Source organism: Pantoea sp. X-Soil-YNGN-844 (genome assembly GCF_059730595.1).
The window spans coordinates 1-24,950 of record NZ_AP036010.1 but is presented as its reverse complement, the minus strand read 5'-3'; the positions used below and the strand labels follow the sequence as shown (position 1 = coordinate 24,950).

Genomic DNA, 24,950 nt, shown 5'->3' with positions numbered 1-24,950 from the left:
TGAATCATTGGTGGTCGTCAGAGACGACGGATAAGCCCTTTTATTTTTAGGCCGCGCGTTCGCAATGTCAACCGTCCACCTGTAAAACGCCCGGGGCTTTTGGCCCGCTGCTCCTGCGCTTCCCGGCGGCCCGGCGTTTTGTTTTGCGGTTGGCCTCACCAACGATCCCCTTGCATTCCGGGTACTGAACGCAGCCCCAGAACGTGCCCTCTTTACCCGTTCGCTGACGCATCGCCTTGCCGCAGAGCGGACAGTCTGGACCGACTGGCACTGTGACGTGAAACGGCTGCGCGCGCCCCTTTTCAATCAGGTGACGCGTCCACTGCGCTTGTTTTTGCATAAAGCCGTGCAGATCCGATTTCCCCTGCGCGATATCGTCCAGCGCCTGCTCCCAGAGAGCTGTCATGCCGGGGCTGGTCAGCGTCTCCGGTAGCGCGGCGATCAGCTCGCGGGCCATCTGAGTAGAGTGAATGTGTTTCCCTTTTTTCTCCAGGTATCGACGCTTGAAAAGCGTTTCCAGCACGCCGCTGCGCGTGGCCTCCGTACCCAGCCCGGCGTTTTCCCGCAGGACCTTTTTGAGCTGGGGATCGCTGACCAGGCTGGCAGCATTTTTCATGGCCGCAATCAGCGTGCCCTCGGTCATGGGCGCGGGCGCTTTCGTCACGTTGTCTTTTACGGTCCCGCCCTTCACGCGGCATACGTCGCCTTTATCGAGCGGCGGCAGGCTGGCCGGCGCGTCCTCTTCACCTTCCGCCTCGTCGTCATCCTGCAGGCCGCTGAACAGCGCTTTCCAGCCGGGCACCACGGTAACGCGTCCGCGCGTCCGGAACAGCTGGTTTCCCAGGTTAAACGTCGCGCCGGTGACGTCAGATTCCTGCAGCGGCATAAACTGCGCCAGATAGTGCTGACGAATGAGCTGATAAACCTTCAGCTCATCTGAGCTGAGGCGCGCCAGGTCAAATGCCTGGCGCGTGGGAATGATGGCATGGTGAGCGGTGATTTTTTTATCGTTCCATACCCGGGACATAAAGCTTTTGTCCAGGCCCGACAGCGCCGGAGCGACCGAAGGGTCGGATGCCAGAACAGCCCGGAGAACGTCCGCCACCTCGTCCCGCATGGACAGCGGCAGGTAGCCGCAGTCGGTACGCGGATAGGTTGTCGCCTTGTGGTTTTCATAAAGCGCCTGCGCGATGGTCAGCACCTGGCTGGCCCCCATCCCCCACTTTCGGGAGCACACCTGCTGAAGCGTGCCGAGATCGAAGCACAGCGGCGCGGGCGTTTTTTCCCGCTTCTTCTCCGCGATCAGAACGGTAGCCGATCCGGTTTTCTGGCAGAGCTGCAGAACGGCATGGGCAATCGGCTGATTGATGCAGCGCTTTTCCTCGTCGCAGTATTGTTCTGCGCCGACCCACTCGGCGTGAAAAGTAACGCCGTCTTTTTCCAGCTGTGCCCGGACTTGCCACCAGGGTTTGGGGGTGAAGTTCGCGATCTCATTGTCGCGGTTAACCACTATAGCGAGTGTCGGCGTCTGTACCCGCCCCACAGAAAACATCTCCGCATGGCCGGCCTCGCCGGCCTTCAGGGTGTACAGGCGCGTCAGATTCATCCCGATAAGCCAGTCGGCATGCGAACGGCCGACGCCCGCCTGATACAGTTTTTCGGTTTTTTCGCCGGGCAGCATGTTCTGTAGCGCCTGGCGAATGCTGCCCTCGTCCAGCGCGGACAGCCACAGGCGGCGAATAGCGCCACGGTAGCCGCAGTACGTCATCAGTTCCCGGGCAATCACTTCGCCTTCGCGATCCGCGTCGGTGGCGATCACTACCTCGCGGGCTTTTTTCAGCAGCTTTTTAATCACGGCAAACTGATCTGCCGTTTCTTTCTTAACCACCATCTGCCAGGTTTCGGGGATCACCGGCAGCACGTTTGCCCGCCATGGCCGCCCGAACTGTTCACCGTAAGCCTCGGGCGTGGCCGTTTCCAGTAGATGCCCCACTGCCCAGGTGACGGTGACGTTCTCACCTGAGATATATCCCTGCCCGCGCTGGCTGACGCCCAGCACTCTGGCGATATCCTTTGCTTGTGACGGTTTTTCACAAAGATAAAGCTGCACAGCTGACCTCCCGGATTAACGGACCTTGCCTGATGCGACTTGCTTAACTTCCGTCATCAGCTTTTCAAATGCGCTGCCGGTCAGGTGCGATGCCGACGGCGACCGGTATGTGACATAAGCGCGCGTGCCGGCCCCGTTTTTTTCCAGTTCAATCTCCATATGATCGTTGTCACCTACATCACTGCCCATTCGGTAAGAACTGCCCTGTACAGCTTCCCAGACCGGATGGCTGTCTTCTATCGCGGCGGCGGCCCAGCGGCTGTTACGGTCTTTATTGCGAATATGGGCGATCTCATCAGGGGTGACATAGCCGTAATGTCGCTTGAGACGGGCGGCGGCGGTATCGATGTCAACCGGCAGGATGAATTCGCGGTTGACACTTTCGGTTGCTCCTGTTGACGCTTTTGTCATTACAGGCATGCCATTGCCTGGATCTTCGCCACCGCCACGTAGGGTTTTACTGACGCTGAAAGCGGTATCGCTGATGTTCTTGTTTATGGCGGCCAGGTCGGTGCCGGCACAGCCGGTAAGAAGTGCGCAGACGGCGCCGGTAAGCAGTATGTTTTTCATGTCAGACATTCTCAGCAGGGGTTGTCAGAAGCGGGGAAAAAGAGGATCGCTTTTCACCGGAAAGGATGGCCGGATCAATTTTTCCAAGCTTTTCAGCAGCGGCGATACCCCGGGCGGTGTTATTGCGGATATCGTCATAGGTCACCGGCACGGTTTTGTATCCCTGAATGACGCCGTAGACCTGACGCACGGCGTGACCACCCACGTTAAGGTACTGATCACGTTCCGACAGGGAAATCAGACCGTAATGGAATGCCTGGAAAACCTTGAGGGCTAGCTGGTCAAAGTGCACCAGGAGCCACACGCAGCGGTAGCCAAGAGGCGATCGGCTGAAGACATCCAGATTCAGGGGCTCAACGGATGAGACGTCAGACAGATTGATACCTGCCGGGATAGCCGAAAGGACGCGTTCAACCTTTTCAATGGTTTCATGTACCCGGTCGGTAGCGGCTTTCAACGCATCCTCAAGACGTACGAGAACCTGATCGGCATAAGGGTTGCCGGCGGCAGAATCACGCCCGGCCAACCCTGCCCGCGCGATAGCCTGCGGCATGCCGATAATTTCTGGTCTTTTTTTACCCTGATTCGGTATTTCATCCCGGCGCCGGCCTTCCCACAGGCGAATGGCGTAGTGTGAATGCAGGTCGATGGAAAGTGATGACTGCAGGGCTCCCGAGCGGCGTGGTGCGGCCTGATGGGTGGTTTGTTCGGCCATAGCTGTCTCCTGTTAGGCAAAGGCATCGATTATGCTGAAGGGGCATCCTCATTCCTGAGGAGCGAATGAACAATTCAAAATCAGTTTTCGGAAACAGAAAATTTCCGCAGGAACAGGAGTTGCGGAGCGGAGTTCTGCTTACGTTTCGTACTTTGTTGCAGGCCGCAACACTGCTCACTTTTCGTACTTTATTGCAGGCTGCAACACTGCTTGCTTTTTGTACTTTGTTGCAGCGTGCAACACTGAGCGCCTGACACTCCAATCCGGAAGCTGACTTATTCATTGTCAGAGCGGTCAGAATGAATGTGAGATCGCACACGCTGAATGATGTCCCGCACGCGGGCGTCATTAGTGACCTGCCGGCGCAAAGGCCGTTCGGACTGGACTGGCCGGTACTCAGGCCGGGCGGGTACAGGTTTAACGATGGATTCCCTCTGCGGCTGGTAAAGCTCGCCCTTTCGGGCTTTCTTGAGCATGGTCAGCATCCATCCCACCGGATTTTGCAGAGTGCCTTCTTTCATGGCCCTGGCGAGGTTTTGCAAAACCAGCTGTGCCTGTTCTGGCTGAAGCGCCTGAAGCTGTGCGCTCAGCATTTTACGGTCTTGCTCACTGAGCAGGCTGGCAAATTTCTCCGGCAGAGCAGATGCCTGCTGTACGTATGTATTTTTAGTATTGTTATTAACAATACGTACGTAACTGTTCGGTTCCCGAACTCTGTTGTTTTCAGAGGCTTTTTCACCGGGTTCGGAATCCGAATCCGGTAATATTTTATAGCCTTTGTCACCGGGTTCGGATTCCGAACCGGGATGCATTAACTGCATACGATTTTTCATGTCAGAGGGATTTTGCGCTGCCCCCAGCCGCCCTTCTATAACCGCCAGGTGACTTCGGTGATGACGCATGGCGGGATCAAGGCAAACATCGTTGATAATGGTTTTTGCCGTCTGGCTTATTGTCTTATTGCTGCTAAAGCACGCCTCCGCTACCGTCTGAAGCCAGCGAGGATCAAGTAACTCGGCATCTGCAAATGCCAGAGGTTCGTCATGCTGCGCATAAATATTTCCCCTTATTCGTCCCTTATCATCTCGAACACGCTTACACAGGCTCAGCCAGCCGGTAATGCGCAGCATAAGTAATACCCGGCTGATGGTTTCTCTGGAGGCTTTACCTTTGCCCGGCGTTGCCAGCTGAAGCTGCAGATCGTCATAAGAAGGAAATACCGCGCCGTCGTTATGCTGGGCGTGCAGGCGAATAATTATCCAGGCCATTTTATCGAGAGGAGATAACCGGGTATCCAACAACAATCGTCGGGGAAGTGCATCATGCACGTTACCCATAAACAGCAGCCCGCCGCGCGCAAAGTTATTTTGCTCTCCCGACTCACGCGCCTGTAGGCGGTCATTCATTTTTTTGACAGCGTGGCTAATCAGGCTGTCATCCGGAAGCTTCATTACTCTCCCTTATGCGGATCGTGGCTATAAAAAAACACTTAGCGCTATGCCTGGAAGCGTACCGCTAAGCAGTCTCTCTCGCGTTCAGTTACGAATCGCAGTGTTGTATCTTTCATGATTCATCATTATCCAGGTCTGGCCTTCATCTCTGCTGAGTAAGCGCCAGAACGGGCCAATATCTATTTTGTAATAACCAGTCCGATTTTCATGGAGCCGCTTAAAGTTACGCTCCGCCTTATAGAAACCGTGTACCGCTCTGGCGGCCTTGTTGCAAATGGCAGATGGAGCCGTAGCCGGCGCTTTCAGACCCGGGATAATTTCATTTAGCTTCACGATGAGTCCCTTAGCTTACTTATTACAGTGAATGTTCATGCCCGCTCTGTCTCAAGCCGCGGGCAGGCTCTTATGCCATTCTTCGACTCGCAGCGGTCAGCTTTTCACTTTCCCATTTACGGATCGTATTCCAGACGGCGGTAAGCGGAATGTTCATTTCCTCAGCCGCAAGCAACATGATTTCAAGACCTTCTTCCGTGTCGCAGGAGACCGCCTTGCCGCTATTATCCCAAATCGACCAGAGCCGGGCGCTCTCATCGTCAGATATGACCGTTCCACGACCGGCACGAACTTTTATGCCGGCAATGCGGCGGCGGGTAGCAACTTCGCTGCTTGGTAGGCCAAAGAAGTGGGACAGCAGCGCAATGGAGCCACCCAAGGCCAGGGCACGATCGAGCCTTTTAAGCCGGGTCTGCTCTGTCCGCGCCTGATTCAGCAGCCGGCTGAGGTTTTCATGGTTTATCTGGAACGACAGCACAGAAACCTCACTGTTACAGATGTAGTGAATATCCTCGATCGTCATATCCTTGAGTGCTGCGATTTCCTCCCCAGTCAACCCCATTTTGTCACAGCGACGAATGAAACCATTTTTAAGCTCCATAACGAGATCGAGCAGAAAACCGTTAGCAGCGCGGGATAAATTAGTGTTCATTGTGCAACCCTTCAGTTGTTAAGGCATAAGTCGGAGCAGCGGCCTGTCGCTGCAGTTCGCGGAGGCGACGAAGCACCCTGACCAGGCGAAATAACGTCAGGGTCATATCATCATTGAGTAAAGGAGGATGAGATTCAGATGTACCGATCAGCAGATTTACAACGAGCTCCATATTCACGGTGTCAGCACCGGTGCCAGTGAGCGAAGCCAGAAGTAGTGCAGCCGGATGTGAAGTTTCTGCAGATGCCATACGATAACCCGGGGCGTTTTCGTCTTCGCTCGCCGGCTCGAAACCTTCAGCACAGCCTAACGCTTCGCTGATATCCCAGCACAGTCGATAGGCCATGCTTTGCAGATGTTCGATATCGTCCTGAAGGGCATTTATTTGCCAGAAAGAAACATCTGATTGGTTGTTTGCAGTGAATTCAACAGACTGAGGGGATTGTCCATCAGTTGCAGTATGTGTTTCAAACGCTGATGAAGCGACTTCTGCATGTACAACCGGAGATGACTCGCTTTGAATATCATCAAGCAAATCAGAGGCTTTAGAGGGAGTCTTTTCTTCTGTAATGTGGAGTTCGTTATTTCGCGGTATATCAGCAGCGATTGGTTCAATCTCTGTTTCTGCCGTATGAGCAACTGCCTCATCATTGGCCCCAACAATAGGCACGACTGACGCTTGAGGTTGATGCAAGACCTCCTGCTCAAGATCCCCAGCGTGCAACATTGGTTTTCTGGCGTCTCGAAGTTCCAGCAGCCAACGGTCATAGTCCATTTCATCATCAGGCAGCGCATCAGTCAGATCACCAATAAGCTCGTCAAGGAACATGTCCTGAGACCAGCTTTCAGGATCGTCGAATTTTTGGCAACACCCGCCGTACACCTCTGCGAAGGTTTTAACAGGCTCAATGCCTTTATTAAGGCAGCAGTTGTCCCATACTTTTTCGGCACTTTGCCTGAGCGACAGAAGCTGGTTGATACTTTCTCGTTTGAAACCGGATGTCAGCAGGGTCGGCATCCAGGGAAAAAGATGCTTCAGAGTGTCTTCCATCCGACTTATTGTGGAATAGTGAACGGGCAGACCTTCCTTCGCCAGAATAGCTGACAGCTCACGTAAGGTTGCCTTTCGACCAACCGTTTCCTCGTGAATTTTTCGGACATTCTGCACGCCAAACGCTTTATCGATAAATGTCAGTGACCCGCGCCCTTCATTTTCGGCCAGATGACCAACCAAGCAATTTAACCTGCCTGGCCAGGGTTTAATGGCGCATAAAATCTCATTGAACCGGCTTTCACCCGTTTCTTCCCAAAGCTCTTTAAGAATTGCATACCGGGTGTTACCCCCGTCACTGAACGTCCATATCCCATCAGGAAGGCGTGGGTCATGAGTAACAATCGGCACGGAGGCAAGTCCGCGAGCCCTGATTGACTCTTTTATATAGTCGAAGCGCGGATTACGCGTTTTGCGCGGATCGTCAGGATTAGGACGTAACTGATCAAGCGTAAACACCCGCGTAAGCGTGCTTTCTACTCCAGCAATTGAACCTTCAGGCAGGATTTTTTTCATCGGTACTGCTTCCTGTCATCGTATCCGAGGTCATAACTGCCTTCAGGGTACTCAGAAAACAGCGTGTATTTTCCATCAAACTGCACTTTCAGGGTTCCGGTTGGCCCCTGGCGCTGTTTACTGATGATGATCTCTGCCTGCCCTGGACAGTTAGTGTCGGCGTTATAAACCTCATCCCTGTAGATAAAGCTAATCAGGTCAGCATCCTGCTCAAGCGCGCCGGAATCACGAAGATCGCCATTATTAGGGCGTTTATCAGCGCGTTGTTCTACCTGACGATTAAGCTGAGAGAGCGCAAGTACCGGGCAGCCGAGTTCTTTTCCCAATGCCTTAAGAGAACGTGAAATCTCGGCGATTTCCTGCGTACGGTTCTCCATGCCAGGACAACGTACAAGCTGCAGATAATCGATCATGATGAGTGAAGGCTGCCCGTACTTACGGATATAACGTCGCGCACGGGTACGAAGCGTTGCCGGGGTTTGGGCGCTGTTATCATCGATGATAAGTCGATTGCGCCATTCGGCCAGTTCGTGAGCCCCTTTACTAATGAGATTCCATTCAGTGTCACCAAGATCACCGCTGCGCAGACGACTAAGCTCTACCTTGCTACGCATGGAAAGCAGCCGCATCATCAGCTGTTCGGTAGGCATTTCAATACTGAAAATGAAAACGCTTTTTTTCGGTCGTCCCAGCAATGCGCCAATGCACCAGCTCAGCGCCATAGAGGTTTTACCCATTGATGGTCTGGCGGCCAGCAAAATCAGATCCCCTGGCTGAAGCCCGCAGGACATATAATCCAGCGCTGCCATACCTGTTGGAGTGCCGGTTATAAAATTGTCTGATCCTGTAGCTGATTCAAGTTTGCTGAGCAGTAAGTCCAGCGCTTCCGTTACTTCGATCTCTTTCGCATGCTGAATAATGCCCTGCTCACTTAGTTTGAAAAGGGCATTTTCAGCATGCTCTGCAACCTCAGGCGCGCTAAGGCGATGGTGATGCACGTCGGCAAGAATGGCATTGCCAACCACAAGCAGTTCTCGTAAACGACTTTTCTCCACCAAGACAGCGGCATAGCCCATAATGTTGGCAGCTGAAGGGGTGTTTTTAGAGAGTTCTGCCAGATAAGCGAAGCCGCCGCAGCGCTCGAGATCATTACTGCGCTCAAGCTTCTCGCTAAGCGTGATGAGATCAAAAGGCTGGGCCGCGGCAGACAATTTAGACATAGCCATATAAATGGCGCGATGCCCGGAAATGAAAAAATCTTCCTTCTTCAGCAGTAGATTGACGTCATCCCATCGATCATTTTCCAGCATCAGCGCACCAAGCACGCACTGTTCTGCCTCAGTCGAAAAAGGTATATCAGTAGCTTTTTCAGGCATGAAATTCCCCTCTACCGTCAAGTAGATATAAAGAAGTAAACAATCAAATTATTTAGTTTTGCGGGCCGTTATTTCATTAACGTAAATATCTAAATAACGGTCGATCAGGCCTTGTATGAGCTTTGATGACGTCATAACTCTTCCGAACGCGGATCCGACTGACATAGCGGCCTGCTCGGTTTGGACTCGTCTTGCGGGACCTATGTAAACCAGAGGGGCTAATTTTTTATCGTTTTCGAGCGAAGGCATAGCTACTGACTCCTAGTTAAGTTTTGTTGTGGAATTAGCCATAAATAAGATTCCATATGAAAACGAACAGAGCCCCTGAAATTTTAATGCGCTGCCATGTACACCGCGCTAACCCTCGCTCAAACAGGTTTGTGTTAAGAAAGAGCAATCTTATGATAATGTTAAACACTAAATAACTTTATAGTTTACATATTAACATTGCTGATGAAAAAAACGCAATTATTTTGCGTTCGATTGTTTTTTATTTACCTTCAATGCTTAAAAATTTCATTTAAAATCATAAAATTAATTAGCCTCATGGTGTGTGCATGTTAGATACGATTGGGAAGCGGCTTAAATGCTGTAGAGCTGCAACCGGCACTTCTCCTCAAGAGTTAGTTGCCTATGTTCATGAAAAAAACCTGGACCTGTCTTACACTTCTTACACACGCTGGGAAGCCGGCAGTGCTTTTCCTGTCAAAAAAATCCAGGCACTCAATGTGATTGTTGAATTTTTCAACAATCATGGGCTTCATGTTGAAACGGAATGGATCTTAACTGGCGAAGGATTTCCTCCTCAGTTTGCTGAATACACCACGCTGGACGAAGACACTCTTTTTATTCTTGCAAGCCGGCAACTGGCTAACGTTGAGCTAATACAAATTGGCGGCGTCTATGGTGAGCCGTACGTAAATTTCGGAGAGTTCTGCATTGTATCTAATGAGATAAATATCGACCCTAATAATGGTAAGTTGTGTTACATCAGACATGATGATGGCATAAAGATAGGGGTTATCTTAGTTTTGGATGAAGATACGATTCAGATTCAAGGCAAAGAAATAATAAATGTAAAAAAAGAAAACGTAATAGAGTGTCGGAGAATAAAGTGGATTCAAAAGAAATAAAAATTAACTTCCATCGTTGTAGTAACGAGGTGATTAATTTTTTAGATAAATTTGAGCGAACCACATACGTATCTACCTTACTTGTAGAGAATAATCTAATCTGTGCTCATCAGAGCAATGGTTACGCAGATTGGGATAACAAGTTTTATTATGAAGGTAAATACAAAGACAGTCTTCTGATAAAAATAGGTATCGAATTAACCAAGATACGGAAGGGTGATGTTAGCACCGTTATATGGGATGAAGCCCTTAAGATTGACAAAGATAATATTATCGACAAACAACGTCGCGAGCATAATATTTATCATGGCATAAGCTTTATTTACGGCATTGAGGACAATGTAAGTATGGCCCTTAATGTCTGCACTGGAGAAGACACATCGCAAAAGGAGTTTGAAAATCTGATGCTCCCAATGCGCTTTGCGCTTCTGAATTATTTTAAGGATTTATAATGTTTACTAAAGACTTTACTGTTGACGAAAAACATGTTGATTTTCAAGGTGTTGTTGACGGACTTTACTACCCGTTCTATATGGAATGGACGCGCCATGCGTTTATGAAAGATGAGCTTGGTCTGGATCTGGAGCAGGAATTCACTGAAGGTAGAATTCACATGATTCTTGAGTACACAATGAAATTCAAGAAAAGCCTGCAAAAAGGTGATGAAATGCAGGTCACATGCTCCGTCGCGGAAAATGAAAAAAAGAACCGTATCAATTTCGTTCAGCAGATATTAGTAAATGGTTCAGTGTATGCAGAGGCTGTATTTGTAGCAACCTGCCTTGTTAAAGGACGTCCTTCTGTCCCTGATGTCGTAAAAAACGCTCTCGCTAATTGATATTAAGGGAATCCGTTCGGATTCCCTATTAACTAAACATCTATAAATATATATTTTCCATCCCCACCGGTAACTCCCTTCCCCCCTAACACCTTTGAAGACTTCAACATATAACCGCTCTTTTTCTTAAACTTCCCCTGAAATTCAACCTCTTCATATATACGAGCCCTGAAAAAACGATTGTCATTTTTAGAATGTAAAATATTCATTTTCTCTATCGCTGATTGTACTTTCCTTTTATCTACCTCAAGAGAGTTAGAATTGATGAATTTGAATATGGTGTCAGGTAACGATACGAATATGAATCCACTTACTGTATGCACTAAGCTTTCATTCTCATTAATACTCAGGTCTCCCCTTTCAATTCCCTCTGATAGCCATGAAATAAACCGGGGACCTAAATCATTAATGTCAGTTATGTTATTTTTTGGTTCTTCAATGATTGATATAATTTTTTCATCATTTAATTTTTCCTTAACGCAAATTTCCAGATCTTCCCCCTGGGTGATAGTATCTTCCAAGTCTAAATTGTTGCTTTTTACTGAAGTATCAATGGCTAGGCATGCTTCCTTTAGGAGAGGTACTGGCTCCAGTTTTGACTCCTGCGAATTTTCCGAAAAATCGGGTGCGTGAATAGGCATTTCAGCATGCTGATCTGTGTCTAATCCTATGTCGTCATTAACGTTATCAACAGCAAACATGCTTATTAAAAGAGCAGTGTCGTCCTCCTGAGCTTGAGCAGCGTCCTCCGTCACCTTTTGCTCTGACTCTGTAGTTTCTATGCCTTGTTGCAGTTTTTCTGGGACCAGATTTAGGTCAGATTCAGAATGAGGTAAAGCCGATGAGAGTAAAGCATCCAGATTATTTGCAAGTTCTGGATTAGCAGATAGAGCCTCCCCTGAAGATGTCGAGCCGTGTTGGTGGCTCTTCGCAATGCTTTCATCAATTGCAGGTTCCAGACTCGCTCCTGAAGCTGTCAGACTTAGCGTATCTTCTAAGCCTGGAATCGGCGATGTCTCCTTAGTAGAAGGATGACTTTCTGCTGTCGTCAGTGTGTGGTTTAAAACACTTGGAGCATGCAGTTCAGGTGAGCCCACCAGTTCCCTTGCCTTTGCAATGATCTCCTCAATTAAAGGTATTCCACTTACCCCCTGATGGAGCAGAAGAGTCATAGCCTTAAAAGCAGCAGGTTTGGAAGAAAGCCATAAAATTCCGTCTTGCGGCAAAAGTCGGGCGGCGATGAATGTTGCTAATGGCTGTCCACTGACATTGCCGGTATCTTTAGCAATATTCCGGAACCTGAAAATACTGTCTGGTGCTTTAACCCCGGGAGGCCAGAAACTACCATCCAAAAACTCGCCTTCGTAGTGAGCCAGTAATGGCAGATGATGGAATAAAGCCGCCCAAAAAATCACAGCATTCCATAAAGAATTCTGCGCCGCCTGCTCCTCAGGAGCAGCTCCGGGTGGAAACATATACCCCTTCGCTAATCTGACGCTGTAAGCTGTAAACTTGAGCGTCAAATCAAGATATCCGCCTTCTGAGCTCCATTCTCCAGCTGAAGTGGCTGGGACATTCTGGGTAGCTTGAGCGAGCGTTCTGAGGGGGTCCAGATAAAGTCTTTCATACACATTTTCTGGAAGCGACGTATTATCCCAGAGCTGTTTTAAAAGCTTTTTTCGGTGCGGCATAGCCAGCAACTCAGCGCCTGTGGAAGGAGTAAAGTATCCTGAAGGGGATTTTTTTGCTGAACTGTCTTCAGCTGTATCCTTACTTGAGAATAAATTTTTCAGCTTGTTTAACATACGGAAATCCTGGAAAAGTTGGTGTCGGTCCTTAAGAGCTATACAGAGGGATTTATGACGTTTATTTGACGACTTGCCTGACTATTTCATTGAGGATCAGCATTTTTCTGGCTCGTGTTGCTGCAACGTAGAGCAAGTTGATCTCATCTCTTCTGTCCTCTGCGCTTATCAGCGGATTGTTGATGTCATTAAAATCGTCATTAAGAACGACCGTATCCCATTCCAGGCCTTTACTGCGATGAGCCGTTACTACTGTTAAATCTGCCTCGCTTTCGTTATGTGCTGTCTGTCGCTTTAAAATCACGAGTTTCTGCGGAAGTGGAAAGTACATTTCCAGCAGCTTAATAGCCTGCCCCATATCTGCATCTTTTGTAGCTTTTGCGATCGCTTTGTACTCATCAAAATCCCTGTAATCTTTGGTGAGCAGCGAAGTTTGCATTCGCTCAGGCATATCAACCGAGAACCAATATAAATCTTCCAGATCCTCGACACGATATCCTTCGATACCGCCTATCCAGAAGACCCTTTTCCCTGCAAGGCTTGCTGTAAGTGCTGCCCCAATAACGCCGGCTATCGTTCTGCTGATTACACAATGATGCTCTGCATCTTCCGGAAGCGTATCAGCAACACTGTCATCACCACCGCAGCCAGTGACTTTTCGTTGTTCTCCCGCCTCTCTCAATAATGCATTTGCCACTTCTGCTACAGCAGGCCCGAACCTAAAGCTGTTTGTTAGCCAAAGTCGATCTGCGTCTACCAGCTCAGCTGCATTAAGAGCATTTTCAGCCCCCCTGAAACGGTAAATCTGTTGGTACTGGTCACCCACCAGAATGACGCTACATTTCTGATTAAGTACAAAATGACTGGTTACGGGATTTGCATCCTGAGCCTCATCAAAAAGGATTAGATCCCATTTCAAACTAAGGTTTGGAGTTGAAAGCTGAAATAGTTTCAGATAGGTATCGTGTGTGACGGGAAAGCGGGAATCAGAGCAGCTCATTTCTCGCCATAGAACCTGAACAGCACCCAAGATTTTGCCAGCATCAAGACCACTACGATCGTTTTCATCAGGCAAGTGGGCAAGACACGGGGCTAAATCAGCACTGTAGAGGAAGTTATTCAGCGAAGTGAGGCAGGCTTTTGCAAGAGGCCAGTAGCGTGAGTTCAACAGCCTTGCAACGTCGGTTATGCGAAGAGACGTTGTGAGTCGATGCTGAAAGAAACGACCGAACTGTGACCAGGCAAGCTGATGCGACGTTTTGCATTCAACATTGAAAGGAAAGCGGCGCTCAGCCTCATCCCGGATGGCGCGATTATATGCCAGATACAGCATTCGCCGTTCCGGGTTAGCTCTGGCGAATGCTTCAAGCGTTGATGTTTTTCCGGTTCCGGCAAAAGCGCCCACGACAAGCTTGTTTCCCGTCCACGTAATGATTCTTTCCTGTTCGGGAGTCTGTTTAAAAGACATAGCTTGGCAACCTCTGACAATGGGGAGTCTCAAGGCTGACGGTTTTCAGGGCGATAAACGACCATAAACTGAATGTTGAAATGGAATATTTTCTTCTTCCGCTTTTTTCCAGATACCAGACAAAAAAAACGCCTCCGAGGAGGCGTTATGGTTCAGGCAGCGTTATAAGGCGGCAAACGATGACTGCGCGCTGTCCACGGCTTCAGGTTCATCCACATTATCAGGAACGACTGCCTCTTCTACTTCCACGACCAGTTCGTCGATAGTGACTTCGCCACTGCTGACGTGTTGCCCCCGATCGTAGCAATCGAAACCTTCAAGTTCATGGGCGGGCTCGGTGTACCAGTGACGAACCTCGCAATCGAACATTGCCGATAGTGCGGCCACTGATTCACCGGACGGCGGAAACCAGGGTGAGTCGAAGGACAGCTGTATGCTGTTTATCCCTTCACGCTGAAAGCGGACGTTATGGCCGGCGGGCCATTCCATTCCGTACAGCCGACAGTAAAGACTGGTTGCCGTAGACATACCGGCCAGCAATCCACCACTCCCGTTTATCTCAGCCGCAAGTCGGCTGGGAATAATCTGCAACAGATCGCAGGGCTGGGATCGTTCGGGAAACTGCCCGAGTTTTTCCCAGCACAACGCAAAGTCAATGTCTCGCGAAAGAGACGCTACACCAAACCAGTCGGCATACCGATCTTCCATAAGCCTGCCAATATGTCTGCGCGACAACTCTGGAATGCTTTCCCACTTTATGGCGCCAATACCCGACTGATGATAAACACGATTTATCAACCGGATATGATGACCGTCCAGGGGGACGTCTTTTTTCAGATATTCCAGCCACTGCTCATAGGCCTGATTAGCCAGCGTATTCTGCCCGACCCCAAGTTTTATAAGCTCCGGGAAGGGTGAAAAAGATGCCGCTTTAACGGGGCGAAGCAGGCCGCCATAGCCAGCAAGGAAAAGTTTTATGCTCTGCATAACGGCATGACGGTAAAGAGGCTCTGTTTCGCCTTTTATCCATTCCTCCGCAACGGCCAGAAGCGGAGATTTGCCGGTAATTTCAAAATGATTTCTGCACCAGTCAGACATGGTTGATTTCCTCTCAGGTAAAAAAAGAGGGCATCATCCCGTGAGGAATAATGCCCTCACGGGATGGCAGCGCGCGAAGTGAGCGCTACCGGTTTGGTTAATTAAGCAGCCTGGGCCGCTTTTTCAGTTGACTGCAGTAAAAAATCTGACGCTTCTCTTGCATGCCGGCAGGCACGAAAAAGGGCTTTTTTGTCCTCTTTAAGCGCCTTCAGCCAGGAGTCGATATAGCTTTCGTGCTGGACCTCACCATAAACGCCAAGCTGGGCGCAGAGAAATGCGCTGCCCATTTCGGCTATCAGCTCCTCAAATGCATAAACCGGATCGCCAAACTTTCTGGATGATTTGGTTATGCCTTCGCGGTTGAGTCGTTTCTCATGGCCTGATGCATGCACCATCTCATGCAGCAGCGTGGACCAGTAATCGGCCTCGGTAAAAAATTGCTTCGCCTCCGGCATCACAATTCTGTCGGTGGACGGGCTGTAGAAGGCGCGATCCTGTAAACGAATGCTGATAGCCACGCCTGCGGCATCAAGCAGTTCCATTATCCGCTGCTCGGTCGGCCAGTGAAGCCTGCCCTGCTCATCTTCATCAGGTGAGGCATGCGGTATATCGACAGCAGATTCGGGTAACCCGTCACACTGATCGACGTTAAACAGGAAGTTGGGCTTTATCATCACCCGCGACTCCATCAGCGGATTACCTTCGGCGTCGAAACGCAGATTTCCGCTGAGATCTTCAGCCTGTTTTTCAAAAGGCTTGAAGATAACGGCTTGTGCGCAGGTTTCACCCTTACGAACCTGGCCGCCCATGTCCTGAGCCTGTTTGTATGTCAGCCAGCGATCCGTTTTGTATCCCTTCTCTTCGGCCTCAAGCCAGAGAAGCAGAACGTTAACACCGCTATAGGCGCGCCCCGTCGATGCATTGACCGGCAGCGGGCCCGCGGCGGCGTACTTATGTGTTGTGCGCCAAGGTTTTTTCCACGGCTCGACGCCTTTCTCAAGTGCTTCTACGATGCGATCCGTTACCTTCTGATAAAGATCGACGGTATCAGTTTTCTTAGTGCGACGCGCTTTGGTTGGTTTCTTCACGGGATACTCCTTTAGTAAAAAAAGGGCGTATCCCTCCCCTGATGGGCGAGAAATACGCCCGTCAGGGTAAGTTGTTAACGCACCGGAGAAATGATCTTTCCGTCGGCGGTTATGCTGTTTAGTCGCGACCGGAGTTGCCGCCTGGAATGATAAAAATCGTGGCGGACATGCCGCTTACTGTCAGTAAACATTGCTTCTTCAAGCATTGAAGCTGCCGAACCGAACCACCGGGCCCGCTCTTCGTCGCAGCTGCAGTCACTAAAATCCGCAGTCCTCATCAGGTCCATCCGTTCACGGAACAGCCCGAGTTTATGCTGACTGAGCCAGCTGATGGTTTTGCGCTTCAGCTGATAGGTTGAACGGACAGACAAAACAACCACCTTGTCTGCAGGCGTTATGGGACTGAAAAAAGCCGGGTCATCTACAGTGAGAGCGTACGTCTCAGAGATCTGACCAAAATTCAGTTCGACCTGCACGCCCGGGTCGGCACTCCCACCGCTGTATTCCAAGGCATAAATGCGCTCTTTGCGGTAGAACAGCTGGCCGGGTAATCCGTTCCTGAATTCCAGGAACAAACCTTCCTGCGAACAGATAACAAGCCTGACTGACATAGCCTGATGGTAGGTTTCATGAAACAGCTGCGCGAGCGCGTCACTGTTGAAAGTAAACATAGGATCACCTGCTGTAATAGCGGGATTTGTCTCCTTACGGAGAGCAAACCCCGAAGGATGGGTACAGGTCAGTCGTTGTGCTGCTGAGCAAGCCAGAACTCAATGCCTGATATAGCCTCCCACTCTTCAGTCGTGATCTGCTTGCCAGGACCGGAGGTTTTTACCAGCAACAGGTGTTCAATTGCGCCAGGTATAACAAACGATGCCGGTATTTTTTCAGGTGCTTTGGTAAACATATCCATATTCCATGCCAGCCATCGCTGCGCGAAAAGCCAGTTTTGTGGACAGGAACTGGTTATGTAATAGCTGTCCGGGCATAGGTTATGCAGAAGAACCAGCACGATGCGCACGAATAAATCCTGTTTGCATCGCTGGCTATTCACTTTGCGGTACGGCCGAAAATTATCCGAAAGCGTCTGCCTGAGGTAGAACGGATTGAGGCAGTAGCCTTCACCGTCCTTATGGTTGAACGTGACTGAACCCTCTTCGTCAAAAAGTTCTGACGCGCGGTTCATGTCAAAACCCAGCTGCTTATAGGGCCGGAGCTGAGCAGGAAGAAGCCAGAATGCTTCTTTAACTGCGTCAGTAAATCTGAACCACTGTTCATCATTTATGGACGCTCCCTGCTCAAACTGGTAAACGCCTGGAAGGACCAGAGGCTCGGTTGGTGTATGTGTCATGGTGAATCTCCATTAAAAATGGGATTTACCGCCCACAGGGAGGTAAATCCCCGTTGGGTTAAGTTAAATCGATTGCGGGATCAGCGTTTGCGGGTTTTCTGTTCTTCGAGTGTGAACTCAAGTTCTGAAACCAGTCCCCAGTCAGCCGTCGTAAACGGACGTTCACCCCCGGAAACGCTTCTGATAAGCAGTTCATCAGCTGCGCCGGTAATGAAACCTTCCGTGCTGAAAGGCTGAGGAGCATCACTGCCACCAATCAGTTGGTGTCGTATTGCCCAGCGAACAGGAAGCGCCCAGCTGACGCCGCCAGCTGATGACGTTATCTCAAAGCAGCCTGAGCAATGGTGATACAGCATTAGCAGCGCAATCCGCGTGAAAAAGTCGATGGGCTGACCTTCCGTTTCAATACGCAAATCAGGGCTCATATCCCGGGTAAACATCACGCTTTTGAGTATGTAATTCCCTTCGTCTTTTCCACCGAATTCAAAAGCATCGGGGTGAGTAAACATCATAGATGCACGTTCCAAGCGTGTACCGTCAGTTGGCGAACACGGACGGAGATGTACCGGTAACAGCCAGAATGCTTCAGTGACTGCCAGGGTAAAACTGTGCCACTGGCTCGGGGATATCCATCCGGTCTGCTTCACGGTATAGGTAACGTGTTGGGGCGGTACGGAGATTGGTGTCATGATAAATCCTCAAAAAAAAAGGGGATTTATCCCCCTGATGGGGAATAAATCCCCACAGGGTTAAGTCTGATTAGAAAGATTCTAATCGGCTAATTGCCAGATCGCCCAAGCCTTCAGAGCGTCCATTTAAGGAAATCCGTTCATGCAAAGAGCGGTCAAGCCTGATGCTTATGGCACGGATGGAGTCAACCAAATCAGCACAGCCAGAACTGAGAAAACGATCCTGAACCATACCGAACTCAAGGTTGTATATGACGTTGATCTGAACGGCTATCGTGAAGGGCAGCTCACCGTATAGGTGCACCTGCTCGTCAAGGTCGTCCAGACCAAATCGCTGATAGGCTAATGCCGTAAGCATGTCGCACTCGTATTTAGCTAACTGCAGCATATCTGCCAGGTTTGTTGAAATAGTCATATTCCACGTCCCTTTACTGATATGCATAACGCAGGTTTGCCATCTGATTCGCCAGCTTCAGTGCAAAACGGCGAGCCTGACGGTAAGAGCGGAATACCTCATCCGGCTTTTTCAAAGAACCAAACCGGTGATTACCGTAAAAAGTGCCGGAACGAGTAAGTATGCCGGCCGTCCATTTTCCTGAAGGTAACTGATGAACCTGAACCTTAAAGCTGAGTGAGCCAGTCCGGTTCGTTATCCACTCTTCTTTTCTTTTGCCGGCCGCAACGCGATCCCGCAGGGATAAAGCTGCAGCGAAGGCTGCTGAAAAGATGCCTTTTATGGAAAGGGAGGTTGGTAATAAAAGGGTAATCATGGTGTTTCTCCTGTAAAACGGGAAACACCTGCCCTGTCGGGAAAGATGTTTCCCGAGGGGGTCCGCTGAGCGGATGGATGGTTAAGAAAGTAATCAGTCCTGACGCGTTAAGACGGTAAGTGTCGCCAGTGCTGACGTTGCCATTTGCGCCGTTTTACGGGCCGCTCTGAACGTATGAAACTCACCGTGACGGCTGTGCACAAATGCTTCCGACGGCTGTACGTCGATCATCTTACGGGCCATAACAATGGCGTGGTAACGACGATCGTCAAACCAGACGCGGGAGCGGTATTCATGCAGACCGGAGGGTGAGGCAAGCCAGGGCGTTCTTCTGATAGCAGCTTTCAGTCGGGGACAATCTGAAACAACGCGAGTTGTGGCAGAACGGGCCAAATCAAACGGTTTGCTGAGCTCAGTAAGAAACGAACGGATAAGTGACATGATTTCTCCTGAAAACGGGAGAAACATGAGCCCGCTCGGGAATGTTTCCCCGAAGGACGTAAGGCCGAAGCCGGATAGTTAAGAAACTACATGTACACCCTTTATTTCCCGTGCGAGAGTTTGTATTGAGCACACTAAATCTGCACAGGCCGGGGCGAGAAAATGTCCTATCTCAATTCCGTACTCGAAGGTGAAAATAGCGATTTCACTATCGATATGCACTTCATGATTAGGATCATCTATGCCGAGTTTTTTATAAGCTAATGCCGTGAGCAATTCGCTCTCGAGTGCAGCTAATCTCAGCATATCGGACAGAGTTGTTGATAGATTCATCATAGGTATAGTTTCTCACGATAAATGGAGAAACATGAGCCCGCTCGGGAATGTTTCCCCGAAGGACGAAGGCCGAAGCCGGATAGTTAAGAAACCTCGATCGTCACGCAGTAGGAGCGAAAACTGACGATATCTGCTTCCAGAGGTGAGCAGATGTACCACACTTTACGTGTACTTCCTTGCAGGCTTTGGAAGTGTTCGTTTGTAGCTACCCGAAGGCGGTCATCTCAAGCTACGAGACCATTGGTGGTTGTCCGAAGACAACGTGCGAAACAGGTTAATAATAACGTTTATTGTACTTATTGTTCAAGAAAATATCATTCATCATTCATCATTCTATTATATACGCGGGCAACATATGCACCCCGCCCGTCGCCATGCCCAAGATCCATTGAAACAAGCGCCTCAGCCTCCTTACGACTCATTCCATTTTCAACATGAAAATTAACAGCGTCACGCGCATAAGCATATCGCAGGCTGTGCGGAGCATTAACGCCGGTCATACCATTTTCTCTTAAAACATTATGAAAACGGTCAAGCGACTGATGAAGAGTAGGTTTATTAATCAACTTTCCATTATTTTCATTTGCATAAGAAATGGCTTGACTCAATAAGTGCATGACTTTTTCACGCTCAAATATTGTGACGTCCCGTGCCCGCCCGCCTTTTGATCCAAAAACAACGCTGATTTTATTTTCACCGGTAGCTAAAGTTTGCTTCCAGGTTTTGAGGGACTTTGCCGCCTGGACAACTTCTTCTGCACGAAGACCTATATATCTTGCAAGCTGAATTCCGATCGCCACTCCTTCATCTTTGGGCGAGACAGCAGCCACGATTTCGGCCAGTCTTTCATCAGTAATTGCAATTTTCTTCCCTTCCCTGCTTGCCCCTGAAATTTTCAGCGCCTCATTGCTTAACTTTTCATGCGAAGGATTAGCAAGGATATTCCTGCCTCCCTGTGAAAGCACAGAACGAATAGCGGCCATTTCATTCTGCAGCGTTCGGGAAGATATATTTTCTTCCTGTCGGCTTCTTATATAATACTCGATATGCTTTGTTTTAACATGGCTTACGTCCCGAATCTGAATATTAAGGGTTGCCAGTCGCTCCGAAAAGCGGCTGGCAATCTTAGAACGATCTGAAACAGTTTTAAAACTTCCTCCGCCCTGGCGTGCCAGCGTCACGAGTTGTTTACTTAATTTATTGGACATATCCACCTCTGCCAGAATCCAGAACATTCAGCACGCATGTGCTGACCGTTCTGTAACTCTGTGCGCTTACATCTCTTCCCCGACGGCGTGGTTGCCTTTGCGCTTCCTGCGGCTCAACTGGTATCTGTGCATCGGGGCGGCGAAATGTTGAGTTCTTGCGAGGCTTCCCCAGGTCTCTGACCTGTTTGCGGCTTGCGCCGTGCTGACGTGAGTCAGTCTGCCTCCGTACATCAGTTTCCTGATGTCGCCATCGATACCGAGTCGATCATTCTCCTTGTAGTTGAACGCCCCTGACGTTTCGTTCGTCAGTGCCGCGTTGTGGTTGATAAATAGCCAGAGTTGTTCTGAAAACACGTACTACGTGCACGTCAGATTGTACCGGTCTGTTGAAAACCGCACTGTACGTGGGTTTGGACGTTATGCGCTGCGCGCGTCACTTTGTTCTCGTTTCACTCGAACCAAAGTGACGCCGCGCAGCTTCATGCTCCTAATGCGTCTTCCGCAAGCGCCCAAATGTTCCAAATGGGCTTATGCGTCATAGCAAAAGTCGGATGCAGCTCAGGCCGTACACCTGAAAAGCTTCATAACGGAAGTGTGCGAAACAGCATAAGCTATGCCGTTCGTGAGATGCCTGGCGTATGTAAAAGCCGTGGCTGAGATGTGTATATAAACCTTCATCGTCTGCGACATAGATGCGCTGTTAAGGACGATATCCGCTTCCAAAGGTGAGCAGATTTACCACGCTTTTGCGTTCCCCCTTTCAGGCTGCGGGAGTGTTTCTTGTAGCTACCCGAAGGCGATCCTCTCAAGCTACCGGACCATTGGTGGTCGTCATTGACGACATAGAACAGTTGAAAATATATCAATCAATCTGTAGAAATGTCAAATGTTAGATTTTGAATTAATATACAAAGCTAAAACTCATCACAGGAGTAATCGTGAATATTGAATGGTTAAAATTTGGTAGTTATGTATTACCTGCTATTGCCATGACACTTAATTTTGCTGCAAGATTTAAGACACTTACAAATGAGAGAATATCTATTTATAAAGATATCAAGCCGCTTTGTACAGCGATAGAAATGAAACCCTATGAGATAAAGGCGATTGACAAAGAAATAAATAATCTAATTCTATTTGAATCCACGCGAATTAGAAACCCTCTTTTAGCGCAGCAGCATTTAAAAATATTAAGTTGTAATGATCTTAATGATATTCAAAAATCAAGAATTAAGAAACTTGCACATTGCATTGATCAGGAGGCTAATGACACCGCAACAGGAAATAAAGAAATAAAATTCACGCTCAACAAGGAAAAATACAAAAAAAGAAAAGCGGAGGGTTTCGGCTATATAATTACGTGCCTTATTGCTTATTACATACTTTTCTTTTCGGCGCTTAGCTTTCCCAAAGAAGACATTCCAATTTCAATAGCAATGCTTGTTATGTCCCTTGGCCCTGTTTGGGTTATATTAGTAACAATAGCTACATACCCCGTGTATGGATTTTATAAAGACAACAAAAAGATCATCGATTCATTGAATGTTTTTTGCGATTAAATATAAATACTGGTCAGATAAAAACCCCATGAATGCGGTGGATTTTTATTAGGAGGGCTTCACCATCAAAGAGACGTTAACAGAAATAAATAAACTATTTAGAAGGTAGTCATATTTTTCCGGCAACCAAAGTTCTATGTAACTCCGGTTAATACGCAGATCAATATGTCAGGTCTTTAAATGTCACTATATTAACAGTATGGGGCCGGAAGAATCCCCCCTACTTTTTCTGCCACGTTCTACCAGTAATGCGCCATAGGGGACGATATGGGGATCGCCCCTAATTTGGCTACCAGGCTTTGCCAGTGCAGCGCCTAATAAGTCGGTATGGGAATCGCCCCTACTTTTGCTATAGGGTTCTGCCAGTGCAGCGTCCAAAAGGAGGTATGGGAATCGCCCCTATACTTGCTGTCTGGTTCTGCTAGTGCAGCCCCTAAAGGCCGATATGGGAATCCCCCCTACTCCCGGGCGCTACGTAATTGCAGCTGGGCCGCCGGCGCCGGTTATGGGAAACAGCCCTACTCCCAGGCGTGCCGGAACAGCCGCTGAGCCGCCGGCACCAATTATGGGAAACAGCCCTACTTCCGGACGCGCACGCACCGCAGCTGGTACGCCGGCGCGGGATGTGGGAAACAGCCCTACTTCCGGACGCGCACGCACCGCAGCTGGTACACCGGCGCGGGATGTGGGAAACAGCCCTACTTCCAGACGTGCACGCACTGCAGCTGGTGCGCCGTTACGGGATGTGGGAAACAGCCCTACTTCCGGACATGCACGCACCGCAGCTGGTGCGCCGGTACGGGATGTGGGAAACAGCCCTACTTCCGGACATGCACGCACCGCAGCTGGTGCGCCAGTGCGGGATGTGGGAAACAGCCCTACTTCCCGGCGTGCACGCACCGCAGCTGGTGCGCCAGTGCAGGATGTGGGAAACAGCCCTACTTCCCGGCGTGCCGGAATGGCCGCTGAGCCGCCGGCGCCAGTTATGGGAAACAGCCCTACTTCCCGGCGTGCCGGAATGGCCGCTGAGCCGCCGGCGCCAGTTATGGGAAACCGCCCTACTTCGCGGCGTGCCGGAACGGCCGCTGAGCCGCTGCCACCCGTTATGGGAAACCGCCCTACTTCCGGGCGGGCCGCAACTGCCGCTGAGCAATCGGCGCCAGTCATGGGAAATCGCCCTACTTCCGGACGCTACGTGATGGTAGCTGGCACCTAGGTGCAGAATATGGGAAACAGCCCTAGTAAGAATATAGGGCCGTAGTGAGGAAGGTACAGCTGAGGATCTGATAAAATAAATGAAATATCTTATTGTTTTGGATAGATATTAAAAATTAACTTCCCGTTAGAATCTGCTTGATAAGAGACTCGCAAAGGGGTTTTATCATTGATCTGTCTTAGAGCAGGTTCTAAAAATGTACGTTTGAGTTCTGCGAGATTAGATTTCTGAGACTCGGGCAGCATGAATCTTTCAGAAAGCCAATCATGAGAAGTGACCCAAATCTGAGAGCTTCTGAACTGGCAGAGGCTCTCATAAAGTCGCACAGTACGCGGGTTTTTGAGGCTTCCACAGTCCCTGAGTGAGTAGGTAGTGAACTGACTTCCCAGTACATACAGATAAGGCAAAACCTTATGGTTAAACTCTATTTCCCATAACCCTTTACTGGAACGTCCTCCTGCTTCTGTTAACCAAGGACGTGCGATCACATCGTGGCGGCCAGTCTTGGGATAGAAGATGATGGCAGAACGTGAGAGCTCGAACACACCTTCTTTAACGTCACGACTAGCCTGATTACGGCTTACATTGAAGATATCTTCGTAATCTGCAACAGCAACAGTAAATATTGGATTTGCAGACTCCTCTTCATCAGTGAAGTAAGTTTGCATAAGACATAGCCACAACACACGTTTTGCCTTTAAAGATAAATGATAAGCAGCTTCAGTCAGCTCATTAGATTGCTTAACATTTATCTTTTTTTTCAACACATTAGCCATAGCAATAATCTTTTATGGGTTAATTTATGTCCCCCACAATATCATTCAGTACACACAAGTCAACTAATTATTAATTCGTGTGTGATGTAGGGCTAATTCCCATGGCATGTAGGGCTGATTCCCATACGAAGAAGGGCTGATTCCCATATTAAGAAGGGCTGATTCCCATATTAAGTAGGGCTGATTCCCACAATATGTAGGGCTAATTCCCAGAAATAAGGTAATTTTATTCAATAAAATCATTGCTTTAAGCCACTCTAAAAAGCTTTAAAAAGATATAAAATACTAATTAAAAAGCTATTAAAAATAGTGCTGTGGATAAGTGGATAAGTTAACATCGGCATAGAAACCGGCTTCACTACGTTCACCCGGTCAACCCCTCTGCAGCGCAAAAACAAGT

27 protein-coding genes are annotated in these 24,950 nt (G+C 49.1%); 5 read left to right on the top strand and 22 right to left on the bottom strand.

Going from position 1 to position 24,950, the window contains the following annotated elements:
* Positions 1-67: 67 nt before the first annotated feature.
* The 3 genes from AC6I8C_RS22140 to AC6I8C_RS22130 are packed head-to-tail and all read right to left on the bottom strand — an operon-like array spanning position 68 to position 3,395.
* Positions 68-2,110: a DNA topoisomerase III gene (locus AC6I8C_RS22140; protein WP_497823890.1), complete on the bottom strand. Its 2,043-nt coding sequence runs from the start codon at positions 2,108-2,110 to the stop codon at positions 68-70.
* 15 nt (positions 2,111-2,125) lie between these two features.
* Positions 2,126-2,680, bottom strand: coding sequence for a hypothetical protein (locus AC6I8C_RS22135; protein ID WP_497816612.1), 555 nt, complete (start codon positions 2,678-2,680; stop codon positions 2,126-2,128).
* A gap of 1 nt (position 2,681) precedes the next feature.
* A complete protein-coding gene (locus AC6I8C_RS22130) occupies positions 2,682-3,395 on the bottom strand; it encodes a PFL_4669 family integrating conjugative element protein (protein WP_497823889.1) in 714 nt (237 codons plus the stop codon).
* Between the two features lie 65 nt (positions 3,396-3,460).
* Here AC6I8C_RS22130 and AC6I8C_RS22125 point away from each other — a divergent pair, with 65 nt between their 5' ends.
* Complete coding sequence (locus AC6I8C_RS22125) at positions 3,461-3,649, top strand: hypothetical protein (protein ID WP_497816610.1); 189 nt, start codon at positions 3,461-3,463, stop codon at positions 3,647-3,649.
* A 21-nt stretch (positions 3,650-3,670) separates the two neighbouring features.
* Here the strand turns inward: AC6I8C_RS22125 and AC6I8C_RS22120 are convergent, their stop codons facing one another.
* The 5 genes from AC6I8C_RS22120 to dnaB-PI form a co-directional block, all read right to left on the bottom strand.
* Positions 3,671-4,846 carry an STY4528 family pathogenicity island replication protein gene (locus tag AC6I8C_RS22120; RefSeq protein ID WP_497823888.1) on the bottom strand — a complete coding sequence of 392 codons (1,176 nt, stop codon included), beginning with the start codon at positions 4,844-4,846 and terminating at the stop codon, positions 3,671-3,673.
* Between the two features lie 84 nt (positions 4,847-4,930).
* Positions 4,931-5,179, bottom strand: a complete 249-nt coding sequence (locus AC6I8C_RS22115) for a ParE family toxin-like protein (protein WP_497823887.1) — start codon at positions 5,177-5,179, stop codon at positions 4,931-4,933.
* Positions 5,180-5,249: 70 nt separating this feature from the next.
* Positions 5,250-5,831, bottom strand: coding sequence for a DUF2857 domain-containing protein (locus AC6I8C_RS22110; RefSeq protein WP_110412188.1), 582 nt, complete (start codon positions 5,829-5,831; stop codon positions 5,250-5,252).
* Complete coding sequence (locus tag AC6I8C_RS22105) at positions 5,821-7,398, bottom strand: ParB family protein (RefSeq protein ID WP_265135706.1); 1,578 nt, start codon at positions 7,396-7,398, stop codon at positions 5,821-5,823. Before AC6I8C_RS22105 ends, AC6I8C_RS22110 begins: the two co-directional genes overlap by 11 nt.
* On the bottom strand, positions 7,395-8,774 hold the full coding sequence (gene dnaB-PI, locus AC6I8C_RS22100) for an SPI-7-type island replicative DNA helicase (RefSeq protein ID WP_265135709.1): 1,380 nt from the start codon (positions 8,772-8,774) through the stop codon (positions 7,395-7,397). Before dnaB-PI ends, AC6I8C_RS22105 begins: the two co-directional genes overlap by 4 nt.
* A 557-nt stretch (positions 8,775-9,331) precedes the next feature.
* Here dnaB-PI and AC6I8C_RS22095 point away from each other — a divergent pair.
* From AC6I8C_RS22095 to AC6I8C_RS22085, 3 genes are read left to right on the top strand one after another with little or no spacing between them, the layout of a single operon-like run.
* Positions 9,332-9,907 carry a hypothetical protein gene (locus tag AC6I8C_RS22095; protein ID WP_265135711.1) on the top strand — a complete coding sequence of 192 codons (576 nt, stop codon included), beginning with the start codon at positions 9,332-9,334 and terminating at the stop codon, positions 9,905-9,907.
* Positions 9,889-10,359, top strand: a complete 471-nt coding sequence (locus AC6I8C_RS22090) for a hypothetical protein (RefSeq protein ID WP_115388365.1) — start codon at positions 9,889-9,891, stop codon at positions 10,357-10,359. Before AC6I8C_RS22095 ends, AC6I8C_RS22090 begins: the two co-directional genes overlap by 19 nt.
* On the top strand, positions 10,359-10,745 hold the full coding sequence (locus AC6I8C_RS22085) for an acyl-CoA thioesterase (protein ID WP_158150148.1): 387 nt from the start codon (positions 10,359-10,361) through the stop codon (positions 10,743-10,745). Before AC6I8C_RS22090 ends, AC6I8C_RS22085 begins: the two co-directional genes overlap by 1 nt.
* 32 nt (positions 10,746-10,777) lie before the next feature.
* Here the strand turns inward: AC6I8C_RS22085 and AC6I8C_RS22080 are convergent, their stop codons facing one another.
* The 12 genes from AC6I8C_RS22080 to AC6I8C_RS22025 all read right to left on the bottom strand — a co-directional run bounded on the left by AC6I8C_RS22080 (position 10,778) and on the right by AC6I8C_RS22025 (position 20,999).
* Positions 10,778-12,550, bottom strand: a complete 1,773-nt coding sequence (locus AC6I8C_RS22080) for a TraI domain-containing protein (protein WP_497823886.1) — start codon at positions 12,548-12,550, stop codon at positions 10,778-10,780.
* A gap of 61 nt (positions 12,551-12,611) precedes the next feature.
* Entirely contained in the window at positions 12,612-14,018 is a 1,407-nt protein-coding gene (locus AC6I8C_RS22075; RefSeq protein WP_265135718.1) for a UvrD-helicase domain-containing protein, read from the bottom strand.
* 162 nt (positions 14,019-14,180) lie between these two features.
* A complete protein-coding gene (locus tag AC6I8C_RS22070) occupies positions 14,181-15,116 on the bottom strand; it encodes a DUF1281 domain-containing protein (protein ID WP_497816606.1) in 936 nt (311 codons plus the stop codon).
* Between the two features lie 101 nt (positions 15,117-15,217).
* On the bottom strand, positions 15,218-16,204 hold the full coding sequence (locus tag AC6I8C_RS22065) for an ArdC family protein (RefSeq protein WP_497823885.1): 987 nt from the start codon (positions 16,202-16,204) through the stop codon (positions 15,218-15,220).
* A gap of 74 nt (positions 16,205-16,278) precedes the next feature.
* Positions 16,279-16,875 carry a hypothetical protein gene (locus AC6I8C_RS22060; protein ID WP_265135722.1) on the bottom strand — a complete coding sequence of 199 codons (597 nt, stop codon included), beginning with the start codon at positions 16,873-16,875 and terminating at the stop codon, positions 16,279-16,281.
* 68 nt (positions 16,876-16,943) lie between these two features.
* On the bottom strand, positions 16,944-17,555 hold the full coding sequence (locus tag AC6I8C_RS22055) for a hypothetical protein (RefSeq protein ID WP_497816605.1): 612 nt from the start codon (positions 17,553-17,555) through the stop codon (positions 16,944-16,946).
* Positions 17,556-17,635: 80 nt separating this feature from the next.
* Positions 17,636-18,244 (bottom strand): hypothetical protein, encoded by a 609-nt coding sequence (locus AC6I8C_RS22050; RefSeq protein WP_265135726.1) that lies wholly within the window; start codon positions 18,242-18,244, stop codon positions 17,636-17,638.
* A gap of 70 nt (positions 18,245-18,314) precedes the next feature.
* Entirely contained in the window at positions 18,315-18,659 is a 345-nt protein-coding gene (locus AC6I8C_RS22045; RefSeq protein ID WP_265135728.1) for a hypothetical protein, read from the bottom strand.
* A 13-nt stretch (positions 18,660-18,672) separates the two neighbouring features.
* Complete coding sequence (locus AC6I8C_RS22040) at positions 18,673-19,014, bottom strand: hypothetical protein (protein ID WP_312354222.1); 342 nt, start codon at positions 19,012-19,014, stop codon at positions 18,673-18,675.
* Between the two features lie 93 nt (positions 19,015-19,107).
* Positions 19,108-19,455, bottom strand: coding sequence for a hypothetical protein (locus AC6I8C_RS22035; RefSeq protein WP_265135732.1), 348 nt, complete (start codon positions 19,453-19,455; stop codon positions 19,108-19,110).
* A 78-nt stretch (positions 19,456-19,533) separates the two neighbouring features.
* The gene (locus tag AC6I8C_RS22030; protein WP_497816604.1) at positions 19,534-19,791 is read right to left on the bottom strand and encodes a hypothetical protein; all 258 of its coding nucleotides are present in this window, start codon (positions 19,789-19,791) and stop codon (positions 19,534-19,536) included.
* A 314-nt stretch (positions 19,792-20,105) separates the two neighbouring features.
* Complete coding sequence (locus AC6I8C_RS22025; protein ID WP_497816629.1) at positions 20,106-20,999, bottom strand: integrase domain-containing protein; 894 nt, start codon at positions 20,997-20,999, stop codon at positions 20,106-20,108.
* 938 nt (positions 21,000-21,937) lie between these two features.
* Here AC6I8C_RS22025 and AC6I8C_RS22020 point away from each other — a divergent pair.
* On the top strand, positions 21,938-22,558 hold the full coding sequence (locus AC6I8C_RS22020; RefSeq protein WP_497816603.1) for a hypothetical protein: 621 nt from the start codon (positions 21,938-21,940) through the stop codon (positions 22,556-22,558).
* A 471-nt stretch (positions 22,559-23,029) separates the two neighbouring features.
* Here the strand turns inward: AC6I8C_RS22020 and AC6I8C_RS22015 are convergent, their stop codons facing one another.
* Positions 23,030-23,725, bottom strand: a complete 696-nt coding sequence (locus AC6I8C_RS22015; RefSeq protein ID WP_497823884.1) for a hypothetical protein — start codon at positions 23,723-23,725, stop codon at positions 23,030-23,032.
* 138 nt (positions 23,726-23,863) lie between these two features.
* Positions 23,864-24,550 (bottom strand): replication initiation protein, encoded by a 687-nt coding sequence (locus tag AC6I8C_RS22010; protein ID WP_064691066.1) that lies wholly within the window; start codon positions 24,548-24,550, stop codon positions 23,864-23,866.
* Positions 24,551-24,950: the final 400 nt, after the last annotated feature.